The following is a 15,912-nucleotide window of genomic DNA, read 5'->3' as shown; positions in this document are numbered from 1 at the left end:
TTAGAATCGTTACTTTATATATAAAAGCCCATGATCTAAAGAAACATCAAAGGGCAAATGATTTAATAGCTTAAATAAAAAGAGTCATTATAAAAATTATGGAAAACTATTTCTTTTCTCCATATGCTGCCCCTCCAGGAGTTTCTACTATAACCTCATCATTCTCTTCCAGCACAGTGGAAAACTTGCTGGGCATGGATTTTTTCTTTCCATTGCTGATTATATATAGCTTTCCTGTTTTTCCAGGGAATCCTCCCCTGAGTCCCCATGGCGGTATTATGAACCTGTCTGCAATTACAGATATGTATGTCCTGCTTCTCACCTTAAATGACCTCACGATTCCCTCTCCGCCGTGGTATTTTCCCTTGCCATAGCTATTCTTTCTCAGGTTGTTTCTTGTGAAGAAGAAGGGATATTCCTTTTCGGCGATTTCCACAGGTGTATTCAGGGTATTTGTCATATTGCTGTGTATGCCAGATTCTCCATTGGAATCATACCTCCCTCCATTTCCGCCACCTATGGTTTCATAGTAAGACCAGTATTTATTCCCTATCTTGCCGCCCAGCATCATATTCATCATTGTACCTGATGAGGCTGCCGGTATATAATCCAGAAATTCACTCAATGCCCTCAGTGTAACATCTGCTATTCTCTGTGTGGTTTCAACATTTCCTCCGGAAACCGGGTAATTATTCTCGGGGTTTACCAGGGATCTGTGTGGCGCTTTAATTGTAATAATAGAGTAGAAACCATCATTTGTAGGTATGGAATAGCGCATTGCACTTCTTATGGCATACGCCACTGCTGAAAATGTTACACCCTCAACTGCGTTGAGTGGGTATTCTATCTCACCATGTGTGCCCTCAAAATCAGCTATAACGCCCTCGCCACTAATTTTAAGGTTTACATCTATATTGATCTTCTCGATTCCCTTTTCAAGATAGTCCTCAGCAGAGTATTCCCCGGGCTGCCATGATTTTAACGCCATCAGTGAAAGTTCCCGTGAATGTTCAAGAAGGGAATTCCAGGATGAGAGGATCTCATCCGCACCGTATTTTGATTTTAACTCATTTATCCTGCTTATACCCATTTTATTTGCAGATATCTGTGCGTTCAGGTCCCCCCTTGCAGTTTCAGGATCCTTGAAATTTGCCAGGATTATCTTAATTATATCGTCGGTAATAATAACCGGCGGTATGATGAGGCCCTCCTGGTAGAGATTTCTTGCATCCGGGTTAAGGCTTCCGAAAACAGGACCCCCGACATCAACGTTGTGTGCCTTGTTTATTACATAGCAGAATATTTTACCATTGTGGTAAACAGGTGCTATGATTGTGACATCATTGAGATGTGTCCCAGATATGTAGGGATCGTTTGTTATGAGCATGTCATTTTCCTTTAATGTTACACCGTGCTCACGCATGTAATTAATAATATTTCTGGACCCGATTTTAAAAGACCCAAGATGGACAGGTATATGTTCTGCCTGCGCAATGATCCTGCCATCGGCATCAAGAACGGCACAACTATGATCCATTCTCTCCCTTATGTTGGGAGAAATGGCAGATCTTTTCAGTGCAACACCCATTTCCTCGGCTATAAACTGTGTAGCCTTTCCTATTATTTCCCAGTCAGTCATAATTTCACCGCCCTTAATTCATTGTTTTCCCCGCGGAATATCTTCCATTTTGGAGGTACAAAGGTACTTGAACCATCCTCCTCAATTACGGCAGGCCCTGTAATTTCCTTCCCTACTGGCAGGCCTTCCCTCTGGTATACATAAACATTTTCCCATTTCCCATTTATATAGACCTTCCTCTCAACAGGTTTGCTTTCTATATTTTTGCCTGATTTAATATCAGGCTTTATCCTCTTTTTAACAGCAAAAACTCTTATTGTGAGTATTTCAACAGGCCTGTCCAGGGTGAACCCGAATGTTCTGTTATGAGTATCTGTAAAATCAGAGATTATGCTTTCCCTGTCAGCCACTTTAACAGGGATGGTCAGCTCAGACCCCTGACCCACATATCTGCAATCTGCGTATCTCAGGAACTCCGGTTCCTTTACCTGGTATTTCAGCTTCTGCTCCAGCTCTGTAAATCCACCCTCCAGATCCTCTGGATAGGACATCCTTGCCTCGTATTTTATATTGGCAAGCATCAACCCCAGTGCACTGAATACTCCGGGCTCCGGTGGTATTATTACATTCTTTATTCCCAGTTCATCTGCCACGGGCATTGTAACCTGTGGCCCGGCACCGCCGAATCCGAAAAGGGTGAATTCTGCCGGATCCAGCCCCCTCTCCACAGTGACAAGCCGTATTGCCCTGGCCATTTCAAGGTTTGCGAGCTTTATTGCAGATTCTGCAACCTCATAGGGGTCTCCAAGTTTTTCAAGGGCCTTCAGGGCCAGGTCCTTTCTCAGTATTTTATCAGACCCGGACATTTTGTCATTTATGATTCCCATTACAAGGTTTGAATCGGTAAGCGTGGGTTCCTTCCCACCACGGTTGTATGCAACTGGCCCTGGTTCTGATCCAGCACTCATTGGCCCGATATTCAGGGCACCTGTTTTATCCTTCCATATTACAGTGCCCCCACCAGAGGATACCTCGGAGAGATCTATAAATGGGAATCTGACAGGATATCCGGAACCCTTAACTATCCTGCCATGATGTGATGACCCCCCCACCTCATATTCTGCAGTAATCTCAACATTATGATTTATCACAGTTCCGGCCTTGGAAGTTGTTCCTCCCATGTCAAAGCTGATAACTTTGTCGATACCCAGTATGGATGAGAATTCACTGGCTGCTATGACACCTGCAGCAGGGCCGGATTCTATTATATTGACCGGTTTTTTAATTACCTCATCTACTGATACCAGGCCACCGGCATTTGACATCATATTTATTTCAGGAGATCCGAATTTATCCAGAACCGATTTCAATCTCTTGAGATATCCTGACACCACGGGCATCAATACTGAATTGACAACAGTAGTTGACGTCCTTTCATACTCCCTGGGCTCGGGAGATACGCCATATGATATTGATATATTGTCAAAATATTCTGAAAGATAATTTTTGAGGTTAACCTCATTTTCTGGATTCATATATGAGTGTAAAAAGCATATTGCAACAGATTTTACCTTATTTTTTATAAGGGAATTTTTAACGTTTTCCATGCTATCGGTATCCAGCTTCTTAATTATGTGCCCATTGACATCCGTACGTTCATCTGCCTCGTACCTGAATTTTGATGGTATGAGCGTTTTCGGCCTGTGGAAGTCAAGATTGTATAATTCAGGCCGGTTCTGCCTGCCTATCTCAATTACATCCCTGAAGCCCTTTGTTGTAATAAGTGCTGTCCGCGGGAGCTCAAGCCCGTACTGGCCAAGAAGAGAATTTGTGGCAATCGTCGTGGCGTGTATAAACTCATCAATATTATTATGGAGGTATTTACCCAGCCCTTCCAAAACTGCCTGCTCAGGATTGGCGGGTGTTGTCGGCACCTTATAATAGTGTATTTCCCCATCTATTATTATGATATCAGTAAATGTCCCGCCAATATCTATAGATACTGTAACCATGCTATTGGGATTGGTTTTTACGTTATTAACATTTTCCCGAAAACCTAAGAATTTTTGAGGCCATGGATAAAAATTTCCAATAAATGCCATCTGCCCGGAAATTAATAATTATCATGGTGAACCTTCATGGATCATCCTTGACAGCCTCCTTGTTATTCCCCCATAATACCGGTTCCCGTGGAGGATTTCCCTGTAAAAATTTATGGCCACATCGTAATCGTGGACATTTACCGGCTTTGGCACCCCGTCCTTCCCGCCAAGGCAGAAAGAATATTTTACAGGATCTGAAAATGATGGCGCATCCCCGTATATAATTTCTGCGAGGTATGAAAGGGCCCTTATGGTGGACTTTTCCAGCCCAGGAATCTCCATCAATTCCTGAAAAGTCCCTGGATTATACTCATAAAGTTCCCTCATCCTGTTCCAGTCAATTCTATAATTCAAATCCAGAGCCGGTGCTGATTCCATAAAATTATCCAGCGACCTCTGCCTGCTGTATTTTAGGGGATTATCTTTAATTATATCAATAATATCAGACCTATTTCTATCACTTTTCCTGGTGGACAGATCCAGCTTTATCATGTTCTCAAACCCAGAAATACCGTTTCTGGCATCATTATACAGGTCCCTGCTGCTGTTCTTCCAGTGGTACCTTCTCGCCAAATGCGATTCTGAATTCATTCCCTGGTTCACGATTGTATAATTTCCATGATAATCCATTATTATGAACTGCATATACAGGTTGAACCCATCCTGCAGTAGTTTTTCATCAACCCTTCCTATCAATTTTGCATCCTTTCTTATTCTATCTATTTTCCCGGATGGTATGTTTCCTTCCGCTTCAAGTGAATCAAATTCATCCTTTATTGTCCCCATATGCCTGCCCTTCCCGCCCAGTATTTTCAGGCTGTCTCCCTTATTTATGTATTCCTTCAGGGCGCCAAGGGTTGCAGTGGTGGTTCCACTGGAATTCCAGTCAAAGCCAATGGCCAGGGACAGGGAATGGAACCAGAATGGATCTGCAAGCCTGTTCAGATAAAAATCCTCACCGTAATTCCCTATTATTATATCAGAAATTATACCGCCAAGCTTTACCATTCTTCTGTACAGATATTCTGGAGGATGGCCGTAATGCAGGGGCAGTATAGAAGAACCGTGGTTTTCCACATCATGATATTTTAAGAAAGATATATATGTTTTTCTCACGGGAAGCGCTGTACTGTTTAATCAGAGTAAGCCGTAATCTCCGGTTATCTGATCCAGCAGATCATCCTCATCAGGGCCGACGCCTATGCATGTAACAGTTCCAGGGATAATCTGTGTAAAGCCTGCGTCTGTTATTATTTCACTGATAACACCGCGGATTTTGCATTCCTCCTTTATTTTATATATTTCCTGGAGGCTATCCACCTTTACCACAACCTTCTTCTGGCCGGTTGCATACCATTCATTGAACGTTTTCTTGTTTTTTTTCATTGAGATAAGGGTGCATGCAACTGCAGCATGTGCCACCTGTGCAGCAATTTTCCCCTTTCCCATTGAAATATCCTTTCTTACAGCAATAACCATTTTTACCATGGAACATCCTTCATTTTAAATTTGTACGCCAGTATATTCACGCCCCTGTGTATTGGTGGGGTTATAACAAGTATTACAATCACAGGCAGCAGGTCACCGTAAACGGAAATAAAAAAAGGTCTTGCAAATATAAAGACCATGAAAAATGACACCAGAACAAATGGCCACTGGTCCAGTATAGAGCCTTTGGCACCACGCTTCATGCCGATCCTTCTTTTTACGAATGACCCTGTTATATCCCCCAGAAGCGACCCAAAACTCATTGGGATGAGAACCAGCACGGCATCAAGGAGATTTTTGCCATAATCAGGATACGGTATATTCAGAATATGGACAGCATAGTAAATTATAATGCCGGATAGAACGCCGATAAGGGAGCCACCGATGAATCCGGACCATGATTTTCCATCCCCAAGAATTCTCTTGCCCCTGTATGTTTTGCCCATGTCCATTACAAAATGACCGCCAGTAATCACCGCCCCTGGATTTGCTATAAATGCCGGTGCAAAAAGTATTATCCCGTATATTGTGAACAGTATGATATTACCCATAAGTTTCAACTGCCTTTAGTACATCAGCCTTTGTAATTATTCCCTTGAGCTCAGCACCATCTACTATCAGCACAGCGTTGGAGTATTTTAAAAGTGGATATATCATTGATATGGGGCTATTTTTATCCAGCTGCGGCAGGACTTTCCCCATTACCTTTTTCACTGTCAAAAGCTTCAATGATTCTATGCTTGTGCCCTTTATAAGCATGTCATTGATGTCAGACTCGGTAATTGTCCCGATGATCCGTTTATCAGAGGTTACAACCGGAAGCTGTGAATAGCCTTTTTCCCTCATTTTGTTCAATGCGGATATTATAGAATCGTTCATTTCGCATGTATCAACATCCTTTGTCATTATAAATTCGGCTTTAATATCTATATCCCGTGCGCGGTTTCCGGAGGTGTTCAGATATTCAAATATCTTCCTGACCTTATCGTAAGCAGGGTTTATTTCTCCCTTTTCCAGCCTGGCAATGTATGACTGGCTTACACCACTGATCCGTGCCAGTTCCTTCTGGCTAATACCCAGTGATTTGCGCATTTTCCTCAATTCTTCAATACTCGGAAGCATTTAATTGATATAATTAATTACTATTAATAATTATTTAAATTCCATGCTCAATTATCATAAATAATAATTTATAAGCCCTGAATATACCCATATAATGTTCGTAACCATGGAAGGGATAGATGGGTCAGGAAAGACCACACTGATAAACTCACTGAAGCCGGCATTCCCTGATTTTCATTACACAAAAGAGCCAACTGATGCATTTCAATTCGGCGAACTCAAAAAACTCAGCAGCCCGGAGAATTCCTTTTACAACTTCTTTCTTTTTACATATGACAGGCTAAACCACCAGGAGGAACTCAAAAGCAATAAGAAAATAATATGTGATCGTTACCTTGCATCCTCCATAGCCTATGAAGGCCCAATGATTGAAAAGTTGATGGGCGACCAAAAGGAAACGGTACGCTGGATGGTAAATGTATCTAAAATGATGATGATGCCTGATATTATTATTTATCTTGATGTTGATATAGATACAGCAGTGGACAGAATAAGGGCCAGCAGGAAAAACCTTAATTTCCGGGGAAGGCAGTTATCAATACTGGAGGAAAGGCAGGGACTTTCCCGCATAAAAGAGTATTACAACTATTTTCTGGATAATATATCAGAATTCATTGAAAAACCGGTTGATGTAATAAAGATAAATGGTAATGATCCCGCAGAACTGGTTCTTGAACAGGCACGGAAAATAATAGAATCCATTTAATCAGGCTGTTGTTACAATTATTTCGTCCCCAAGTACCATTATCGTATGCTCTGACTGTGCGATCATTGCCTTGCTATGCTCTTTCAGCACTGCAAACCCGGATATGTATTTGCTTGACATTTTCTTTCTTAAATATTCCTGGTCATTATCCATTATCTTTGATACCCATCTTTCAGCGAATGGGGCAGTGTTGAAGTTTTTATAGAGGATTTCTTCCCTGTCCTGCTTTCTGGGCTGGTCAATTATGTATATATTTCCAAGCTGCCCGTTGTGGATCATCCCTAAGCCGGTGCTGGCAAATGGCTCTATTGCTATTACCTTATCTGTTTGAATGGTTTCTCCATTGCCATCGTCGTAATTCGGTATGAAAATTTCTGAATGAAGATCATAACGGTTAATTCCATGCCCACCCAGATTTTTTACAGGCTTGAACCCATGCGAGGTGATGACATTGCCTATTTCCTCTCCGATTCTGTAAATGCTGATCATGGGCCTCAGTATTTTTATGGCAGCGTTGAGCGCCTCCCTTGTTGCATCTATTAAATCACTGTAATTTCCTGTATTCCCAACCTCCATGGTGGCGGCATTATCTGACATATACCCATCCACCATGGCACCCAGGTCTACCTTGACAAGGTCTCCTGTATGAAATTTCTTTTTATCGCCCTCAAATGGAGTGTAATGGGCCGCCTCGTTATTGATAGATAAATTGACCGGAAATGATGGCAGTGCTCCCCTATCCCGTATATACTGCTCTGCCTTTTCAGCGACATCATAAAAAAGGGCCCCAGGTTCTATGAGTGTTTGTGCGTATTCCAGTGCATCCCTTCCGATTTTTCCGGCAAGCATGTATTTTTCCTTTATTTCATGATCCATAAATATCATACATTTATTTCTTCATTTAACATTAACTTAACCTAAAAGTTAGGATTTTTATAATTTTCCTGCGTTGAACTGTTCATCGGTCATTGGTGTTTCTTTCTCTGCCCATCTGCTATATAGTGTTCCGAGCAGGTAACCGAATACCAGAAGTGATATTATCCCAAGCCCGAGCGTTACCACATAGTAAAGAATCCCATAGGAACTTATATCAAAGGCACCGATTAGGAGATCGAATATTAACCACAGAATTAATCCAAAAATCTCGCCCTTTACTATCATATTTTTGCCAGGCAGTTTTCCGTGCACGTAAGCAAATATTATTCCGAGGATCAACCCTACGATCAAGCCGCCTATTATGCCCTCAGCAATGGAAAGATCAACAGCTGTTGCGTACAGTTCAGCCGCAGTGATGTGAATGCTGGAATTAATTGCCGACTCAGCAGCCGCCTCCTTTGCGAGTACTTTCATCACATCAGCCTTAAAAACTGTAAGTGTTACGTAACTGAAAATGCCTGAAAATATGCCATACACAAGCCCCGCAACAATTCCTGCCTTTGCCCCTGTACCTGCCTTACCCATAAAAAAGGATACTGCAGTTGTATTTAAATTTTGTTCTAATCAAACTATAACAATTAGGAATGCCCTTAAAAAAGGCATGTATAAAATTATTTTAACCATGCTGTTGATATCCATACCATGGATATGACCAGATATGCCAGGCAGATGGTACTGAAGCAGATTGGGAGGGAAAACCAGGAGAAATTGCTGGAAAAATCAGTGTTGATTGTTGGGCTTGGGGGTACAGGCAGCGCAGCTGCTGAAATGTTTTCCCGTCTGGGCGTTAAAAAATTGGTTTTAATAGACAGGGATAAAATAGAGATTACAAACCTGAACAGGCAGATTCTTTACAGCATGAATGATCTGAAAAAATATAAGGCTGAAGCGGCTGCAGGCAAGATAAGGGAGGTTAATCCTGATATAGATGTTGAATTTTATAACAGGGCTTTTGATGCTGATATGGCGTACCTGGTTGGCGCAGTAGACCTTGTTTTCGACGGAACAGATAATATGACCACCCGGTTTATAATAAACGACGCATGCGATAAGTACGGAATACCCTGGATATTTACATCTGCAATAGAAACGTACGGGGAATTCAAGGCAGTGATCCCGGGGAAAACCTCGTGCTATGCATGTTTCAATAAGGACCCGGCTGAACTACCATCATGTGAGGTTTCCGGTGTCATGAGCACAATTCCGGCAATTGTTGCAATGTACGGGGTAAACATGGCAGTTAAGGTGCTTCTTAATTATGAAATTGATGGGAGCCTGTATTTCATTGATGGGTTTGCCTTTGAAATAAACAGGATAGGCATAGAAAAAAATATAGGTTGCAGATGCTGCCATGATAAAAACTATATGTATCTGGGCAGGGAGTATTCAGGAATTGGAAAATCAATTTTATTATAACACAGTAATTTTCACAATTTCACTGATTACCACTATTATAAACACCACTCCCAGGAAACGGTAGATAACCTTCTGATCCAGTTTATGCGCCAGTATAGAAAAATAGTATCCTGAGATAAGTGCTATCAATCCTATCACAATTGCAGCGAAAAAGTCTATATGCCCTATCCTGAAGTAGCCAACAGAGCCACTGAAGGCAGAAAGGAACATCGCCAGTGTGGCTGTACCTACCATATTCTGTGCCTTCATGGAGAAAAGCAGAATAATGACAAGGATAAACATTATTCCCCCGCTGGTGCCAATTATCCCGGTCAATGTCCCTATGGGTATGCTCAGGAGGAACCCCAGCAAAAGTGCAACAGGCCTTTTGAGATTGATTTTTCTGATCCCCTTTTCCTCTGCCCTGTAGGATTTTTTTATGACATAATAACTCATATATGCCGCCATAGCCGTGAAGGCGATCTCCAGTGGGAGTACGGGCACTATATGTGCAACGAAGGCCCCTATCTGGGCACCGACTATGGCACCCATGCCAAGGATCAACCCGATTCCTATATCAAGGGTCTTCTTTTTAAGGTAAACGTATATAACTATGGTTGTTGTAATAACATCAACCAGCAGGCTTGTTCCTATTGAAGTTTTAAAATCTATGCCCATATATGATAAAACCGGAACAACAACAAGGACACCACTGCTGCCTGTTATGCCAGTGAGGGCGCCAACAGCGATTCCAACGATTAAGAGTATTAAGAGAAGCAGGTACATACTGGTGAATTGCAGCCTCCCTAAAATATCATATCAAAAATGGCAATATCTTTATACTAATCCAGTTACGTTTATTACTGTTAATAATATTGAACCATGTGGATAAGGTCAAAAAGTATATAATAGACACATCGGCAATACTGTCCGGAAGAATTAACATTTCAACCAGCAATTATATTTATCCGGATTCTGTAATAAATGAAATCAAAAATGGTTCCCTGGAAAAGATTCTTGGCGTGGCGGATATAAATATCCAGGCTCCTGAAAAAAAATATGTGGAAATGGCAGTAAATGCTGCAACGAAAACCGGGGATTACAATGTCCTCAGCAATACAGACATTGATGTGCTTGCACTTGCAATGGAATACAATGGAACAATAGTTACTGACGACTATGCCATCCAGAATGTGGCCAGGCAATGCGGCATAGAGTATTCTGGAAGTGGCATTGAACCCATAAAAAAAAGCATAGTATGGAAATACAGGTGCACAGGATGCCATAGAATATATGATAAATACATGGATATATGCCCCGTTTGCGGCCATACAGTGAAACGTTATTCCAGGAAGTAATCTATCTTCTGTGGAGCTCGTAATCCAGCATATCTATGATTTCCCTGATATTTTCCTTATACCTGGATAGGCTATCGTAGAGATTTACAACCACAGGCATCCATTCAATGAGATTTTCAGGTGGCATCAGTGTAATTTCATAATTGCTCTTGAATTCCTTTACTGTTTTTCCAGAAGGCCCGTACATTACCCTGAACTGTTTGTATATATTTTTATAAAAATCGAATGGTTCGTAAACTGCCGGCTGGATAATGAAGAGATGCTCGAAATATCTTCTTGAAATTTCAATATGGGCAAATATTTTACTGTATTTTTCACCGTTGTTGAAAAGCCTCAAATGCAGTTCCCAGGGAAATGATATTTCCTTTGCAAGGCTGAATACCTCTCCCTTGAAAAAACTGGGCGTTGCGTCATGGAAACCGTGCTTTATCAGGGCAACTGCGATATCATCTGTATGTTTTTCAGGATATAAAAGTGAAAATAATGACTCGTCAGAAATTTTATCCTTATCCACTGTAATTTTACTTCCGTCCTCAAGAACTATTTCCTTTGGGAATTTTACAGTTATATTATTAACCTCCATTATAGTTTATATAAAGGTAGTAAATTATATTTTTCACAGATTAATGGTTAATATTTGAATACAGTTCACCTATAAATTCATGCGAATCCATAACTATCCCAAAATCTGAGTGCCGGAATATTGGCGCATCAGGATTTTTATTTACAGCCATAACCCTGCCTGCATACCTTGTTCCAACTACATGGTTATCAGATCCGGATACGCCTATAGCAATATAAAGTTCGGGGGATACTGAAACACCCGTAAGCCCGATCTGGAACTGCCTGGGAATTCTTCCCATGTCCACCACCCTTCTTGTTGCTCCCACAGATGCCCCTATTTTATCTGCTATATCATATATTTTAGGTATGTCATCTGCCATGACCCCTGTTCCTATACCGAATATAACAGGGGTATCCAGCGGGCGCAGTCCGCTGTCCAGCTTCTTTCTTTCAATAATCCTGTATTCCGGAGCAGCCCTGGACCTAATTTTAGTGGTTTCAAAGGATCTGCTCATAAACCGTACCTGAAACATGCCCTTCCTGACAGTTGCCATATCAGGATCTGTTTTTGATTTTATAACAGCAATTATTCCTCCTCCGAATGATGGCTTGTACTGTATCATTTTTCCATTTTCCATTTTTATGTCAACACAGTCCGCAGTTAAACCCAGTCCCATGGATGCTGCAACAAATGACATTATATCACGGCCATTTAGATTCGATGGGGCGAGAACATGCCTTACCGGGTTGTCCTGTATATACTTTGCCACATATTTCGCCATAGAAACACTGCTATAATCCTCCAGGTATACGTACTGATGACAGGCCATTCCCTGAAGCTGTACTGGATCTATGTTCCCGATCACTGTAATTTTGTCATTTGTGCTTTCGGCTATTTTGGAAGAGATCTCCATGGAGATTTTAGGGTCATCCACGGCAAGTCCCAGGAATATATCTCCAGTTTCTGGTTCACTGATATATTCCCTGTGGGGATCTGAAGGGCCTTGACCTGCCTCATGCAGGATCTCTATAAACTTATTGAAATCTATGAATTTGTTATTCCTGGAGCTGTTGAGTGGAAAGGTATCTACTACCTCAGTGGGCGATTGGCTTCCCTTCCATGGTGTAATATCTGAATCATATACCTCAACATCCTCTATTTTAACTGAAGGATCTATCTGCCTTGCCCTATTGATCTTTTCGCTGACTGAAAAAAATGCCGGAAGCGGTACCTCATATTTTGAGATGCCATCATCCTCATCCCGGGTCACCTCAACACTTTTTTCCATAATCTCTATTCCTGATACACCAGAGAGAAAATTATAACCGGACATCCATGCTGTTTCAGGGGGTACCTGTGACGTTTCCCCATCCAGCGAAGATTTTCCTGTAAGCACAATATCTGGATTTATAATGTTCACAAGGGCCGATAGTATGTGCGATGTTACAAATGTATCAGAGCCAGCGAAATTGCGGTCACTTAATAAAATTCCATGGTTTATCCCCATACGCATTGAATCTTTAAGGATTTCAGCGGCATCTGGTGGGCCCATGGATGCAGCATAGGTCTCATATCCATATTTTTCTGATAACTGCACAGCAGCCTCAACCGCCTTTTTGTCATATGAATTAAATAAGAGTTTTACCCCGCTCCTTATTATTCTCTTTGTCTTTTGATCAAATTTGATTGCGCTTATATCCGGGATTTGCTTAACAAGAACCAGGATTTTCATGGTAGCTCCACCAGTATCATCCCGTTTTCTACCTTTGTAGGGTATGTTTTAAGGTTGTCAATGGGTGCACTCTCATCCTCTGGCCCTGAAACAACATTGCCTGTCTTTATATCAAAGGAGGCAAAATGCGCAGGGCATATTACGTTGCACTTTTCTATAAAACCTTCTGACAGATCTGTCTGCTCATGTGTACAGTAAAGGCCGATTGCGTATATTTTCCCTTTTATATTTGCAATAAGCAGGGGAGTGCCCTTAACTGTAACGGCCTTCAGGGAATTGTCATTAATTTGATCTATTTTAAACACAGTCTCCCACATGGTTATAAATATTTAATCTGATTATAAATATTGTGCATCTGACAGTTCAATAAAATTACCATGTGATGTTATGATTCAAAACATCCTGGCAAGTGAAGATTTTCATTATTTATTTTGAGCTATCCTGCAGTTCAACGACCCCTTGAATCATCTTATGATAAATAGTATCCCACAATTTCAGGATTGGTTATGGGATATTTAGATTGTGGGTATCATGGTCTATCAAAGCAGCTTTTAATTAATATATATTAGCAACTTATATATATGTATAAACTAATAATTACAGATGAAGGCTAAACTAATAAGATCGTCCACACAGTTAAAACTGGGGGAATCCCCGGTATGGCTGAACGGAGTGCTGTACTACGTTGATATACTCGGTGGCAAAATTCATTCCTATAATGGGTCTGTGAAAACACTTTATAGTGATAAGATTATACCATTTATAGTACCGTGCAATGACGGACTGGTTTTTGGGACCAGGGATTCAATAAGGCATCTCTCATTAACCCGGATGGAGGTTGAAACATTGTTTACATTACAGCTCCCTGAAAATGTGAGGTTCAACGATGGGAAATGCGACAAAAATGGTTTTCTTTTTGCAGGAACAATGGACATGAATGAAAAAATGCCTTCAGGAAAACTATACAGGTTTGGCTCAGAAGAGGAAACAGTGCTGGAGAGCATAACAATTTCCAACGGGACAATATGGGATCCTGATATTGAAACTATGTATTATATAGATTCACCCACTAGAAAGATCAGGGTTTTTGATTACGATATGAATAAATCTGCAATAATCTCAGAAAGGAAAAGCTTTGACGTTTCATCCTTCGCAGGTGTGCCGGATGGGATGACCCTTGACTCCCAGGGGAATCTATATGTTGCCTTTTATGGTGGCAATGGCATAATAAAATTCAACAGGTCAGGGGAGGCTGTCAAAAAAATTTTTGTGGGAACAAAAAATGTAACATCGTGCATATTTGGAGATGATGACATGAAAACACTTTACATAACCACCGCAAGTGACAAAATCAACAGGGGAGGCCATTTATACAAGTTCAGAAATGATATACCTGGCATCCCATCAGATGAGTTTAAATTTTTACATCAATAGAGAGTCTAACATTTCTATATATTTTATATATTAAAATATATAGTATATCGATTAATTATATATATAATTACATTATAATTTTCTGAGGATAATGGCAGATATATTTGAAGATCTTGATAAACAGAAATTTGGATGGTTTCATGCAAGGTCAATACTGACTACAGGCATGGGTGCTTTTACCGATGGTTACGACCTTTCATCAGTCGGGATAGTTCTTGCAATAATATTAAGCGCCTACGGAATTACAAAAAGCAACCCCAATTATGTGGTCTTTACCAGCCTTATAGCCGGTTCTGCACTGATTGGGGCAGCAGTGGGTGCAATAATTTTCGGTGAACTGGCAAAAAGAGGGAGGAAAAAGTTCTACGGCGTTGATGTATTGATACTGGGCGTTGCTGCCATAATGCAGATCTTTGCCATAAATGTCTATCTACTTATAGCAATAAGGCTGATACTGGGAATAGGAGTTGGCGCTGATTATGTAATGTCGCCAATGATAATGGGGGAGCATTCAAATGCAAAGGACAGGGGTAAGACAATAGGCTTCGGGTTCGGTATGATGTGGGGCTTCGGCGCGATACTGGCCGCTTTTACTTATATGATCTTCGGCCCTGTTCTTGGAGTTTCCGATGCAATACTCTGGAGGGTAGTCCTTGCAATGGGTGCTGTACCTGCACTCGCAGTGGTTTACCTTAGAAGGAAAATGCCGGAAACGCCAAGGTTCATAGCAAGGATAGCAGGGGACAAGAAGAGTTTCGAGGATGAGGTGAAGTACGTAGCCCACAGAAGTGTAAGAATACAGGGGGATATACAGGATAAGCACAATTTCAAATACTATTTCCATAAATACAAAAGGGAATATATTTCCGCTATGGTTCTGTGGTTCTTCTATGACCAGGTAGCATATGCAGGCATACTATTCGGGCCAACCCTGATTGCTTCCAAGATGGGGCTTTCACCTGATGCGTGGACATATCTAATGGAAGTATTTACAATAGCAGGTGGAATTGTCATGCTTGCACTTATTGACAGAAAGGGCAGAAAACTGCTTCAGATTGTTGGATTCCTTGGTATGGGAGTGTTCCTTCTCATATTCGATGGAATCAGCAAAGTGGGGATTGTTGCAGCGCTTCCAATAGCCGGAATGATGGTATATGGAATAGGGATGCAATTTTTCAACCAGGCGGGCCCGGGTTCAATAACTGCTTCCGGAATGTACGGTGTTGAACTGGCACCTACCAAGATCAGGTCACAGATACAGTCATATACAGTTGCAGCAGGAAGAAGTGGTGCAGCTCTTTCATCCTTTGTATTCCCGGCCCTTTTCCTGGTACTGGGAGAATCATTCGCATTTTATTACCTTGCAGGCCTTGCAATAGCCGCATCTGTAGTAACCCTGATATTCATACCTGAAACTAAAGGCTCACTGGAAAAGGCCACCGGTGAAATAGGGGAAATGGGCGATATCACTGTTGCTGGCGGGAAATAATTTTTA

17 protein-coding genes are annotated in these 15,912 nt (G+C 41.3%); 5 read left to right on the top strand and 12 right to left on the bottom strand.

What is annotated here, in order from left to right:
• Window positions 1-106: 106 nt before the first annotated feature.
• The 6 genes from RE471_RS01750 to RE471_RS01725 all read right to left on the bottom strand — a co-directional run bounded on the left by RE471_RS01750 (window position 107) and on the right by RE471_RS01725 (window position 6,291).
• Entirely contained in the window at window positions 107-1,639 is a 1,533-nt protein-coding gene (locus RE471_RS01750) for a hydantoinase B/oxoprolinase family protein (RefSeq protein ID WP_309215054.1), read from the bottom strand.
• Complete coding sequence (locus tag RE471_RS01745; protein WP_309215053.1) at window positions 1,636-3,591, bottom strand: hydantoinase/oxoprolinase family protein; 1,956 nt, start codon at window positions 3,589-3,591, stop codon at window positions 1,636-1,638. The genes RE471_RS01750 and RE471_RS01745 overlap by 4 nt, the downstream gene beginning before the upstream one ends.
• 111 nt (window positions 3,592-3,702) lie before the next feature.
• Window positions 3,703-4,758 carry a DUF763 domain-containing protein gene (locus tag RE471_RS01740; RefSeq protein WP_309215052.1) on the bottom strand — a complete coding sequence of 352 codons (1,056 nt, stop codon included), beginning with the start codon at window positions 4,756-4,758 and terminating at the stop codon, window positions 3,703-3,705.
• 60 nt (window positions 4,759-4,818) lie between these two features.
• Window positions 4,819-5,169, bottom strand: coding sequence for a peptidyl-tRNA hydrolase Pth2 (pth2, locus tag RE471_RS01735; protein WP_309215051.1), 351 nt, complete (start codon window positions 5,167-5,169; stop codon window positions 4,819-4,821).
• On the bottom strand, window positions 5,163-5,720 hold the full coding sequence (locus RE471_RS01730) for a CDP-2,3-bis-(O-geranylgeranyl)-sn-glycerol synthase (RefSeq protein ID WP_309215050.1): 558 nt from the start codon (window positions 5,718-5,720) through the stop codon (window positions 5,163-5,165). The genes pth2 and RE471_RS01730 overlap by 7 nt, the downstream gene beginning before the upstream one ends.
• Complete coding sequence (locus RE471_RS01725) at window positions 5,713-6,291, bottom strand: XRE family transcriptional regulator (RefSeq protein WP_298279121.1); 579 nt, start codon at window positions 6,289-6,291, stop codon at window positions 5,713-5,715. Before RE471_RS01725 ends, RE471_RS01730 begins: the two co-directional genes overlap by 8 nt.
• A gap of 94 nt (window positions 6,292-6,385) precedes the next feature.
• Here RE471_RS01725 and tmk point away from each other — a divergent pair, with 94 nt between their 5' ends.
• Window positions 6,386-6,997 carry a dTMP kinase gene (tmk, locus tag RE471_RS01720; RefSeq protein ID WP_309215049.1) on the top strand — a complete coding sequence of 204 codons (612 nt, stop codon included), beginning with the start codon at window positions 6,386-6,388 and terminating at the stop codon, window positions 6,995-6,997.
• On the opposite strand, the gene map is transcribed toward tmk, so the two are convergent.
• Window positions 6,998-7,873: a type II methionyl aminopeptidase gene (map, locus tag RE471_RS01715; protein ID WP_309215048.1), complete on the bottom strand. Its 876-nt coding sequence runs from the start codon at window positions 7,871-7,873 to the stop codon at window positions 6,998-7,000.
• Window positions 7,874-7,930: 57 nt separating this feature from the next.
• Window positions 7,931-8,458, bottom strand: coding sequence for a DUF6789 family protein (locus RE471_RS01710; protein WP_309215047.1), 528 nt, complete (start codon window positions 8,456-8,458; stop codon window positions 7,931-7,933).
• Between the two features lie 117 nt (window positions 8,459-8,575).
• On the opposite strand from RE471_RS01710, the gene RE471_RS01705 reads away from it, so the two are divergent.
• Window positions 8,576-9,349, top strand: coding sequence for a HesA/MoeB/ThiF family protein (locus RE471_RS01705; protein ID WP_309215046.1), 774 nt, complete (start codon window positions 8,576-8,578; stop codon window positions 9,347-9,349).
• Here RE471_RS01705 and RE471_RS01700 read toward each other — a convergent pair.
• Window positions 9,344-10,114 (bottom strand): sulfite exporter TauE/SafE family protein, encoded by a 771-nt coding sequence (locus RE471_RS01700; RefSeq protein WP_309215045.1) that lies wholly within the window; start codon window positions 10,112-10,114, stop codon window positions 9,344-9,346. The genes RE471_RS01705 and RE471_RS01700 overlap by 6 nt on opposite strands.
• Before the next feature lie 98 nt (window positions 10,115-10,212).
• Here RE471_RS01700 and RE471_RS01695 point away from each other — a divergent pair, with 98 nt between their 5' ends.
• A complete protein-coding gene (locus tag RE471_RS01695) occupies window positions 10,213-10,686 on the top strand; it encodes a PIN domain-containing protein (protein WP_309215044.1) in 474 nt (157 codons plus the stop codon).
• 1 nt (window position 10,687) lies between these two features.
• On the opposite strand, the gene RE471_RS01690 is transcribed toward RE471_RS01695, so the two are convergent.
• The 3 genes from RE471_RS01690 to RE471_RS01680 are packed head-to-tail and all read right to left on the bottom strand — an operon-like array spanning window position 10,688 to window position 13,300.
• Window positions 10,688-11,269: a hypothetical protein gene (locus RE471_RS01690; RefSeq protein WP_309215043.1), complete on the bottom strand. Its 582-nt coding sequence runs from the start codon at window positions 11,267-11,269 to the stop codon at window positions 10,688-10,690.
• Window positions 11,270-11,309: 40 nt separating this feature from the next.
• A complete protein-coding gene (locus RE471_RS01685) occupies window positions 11,310-12,983 on the bottom strand; it encodes an FAD-binding protein (RefSeq protein ID WP_309215042.1) in 1,674 nt (557 codons plus the stop codon).
• On the bottom strand, window positions 12,980-13,300 hold the full coding sequence (locus tag RE471_RS01680; RefSeq protein WP_309215041.1) for a Rieske 2Fe-2S domain-containing protein: 321 nt from the start codon (window positions 13,298-13,300) through the stop codon (window positions 12,980-12,982). The genes RE471_RS01685 and RE471_RS01680 overlap by 4 nt, the downstream gene beginning before the upstream one ends.
• A gap of 286 nt (window positions 13,301-13,586) precedes the next feature.
• Here RE471_RS01680 and RE471_RS01675 point away from each other — a divergent pair, with 286 nt between their 5' ends.
• A complete protein-coding gene (locus RE471_RS01675; RefSeq protein WP_309215040.1) occupies window positions 13,587-14,417 on the top strand; it encodes an SMP-30/gluconolactonase/LRE family protein in 831 nt (276 codons plus the stop codon).
• A 91-nt stretch (window positions 14,418-14,508) separates the two neighbouring features.
• A complete protein-coding gene (locus RE471_RS01670; RefSeq protein ID WP_309215039.1) occupies window positions 14,509-15,906 on the top strand; it encodes an MFS transporter in 1,398 nt (465 codons plus the stop codon).
• The last annotated feature ends 6 nt before the right edge of the window (window positions 15,907-15,912 follow it).

It is taken from the genome of Ferroplasma sp., assembly GCF_031200575.1.
In the GTDB taxonomy this organism is placed as follows: Archaea; Thermoplasmatota; Thermoplasmata; order Thermoplasmatales; family Thermoplasmataceae; genus Ferroplasma.
The sequence above is the reverse complement of the archived record's forward strand: the minus strand, read 5'-3'. Positions and strand labels throughout refer to the sequence as shown.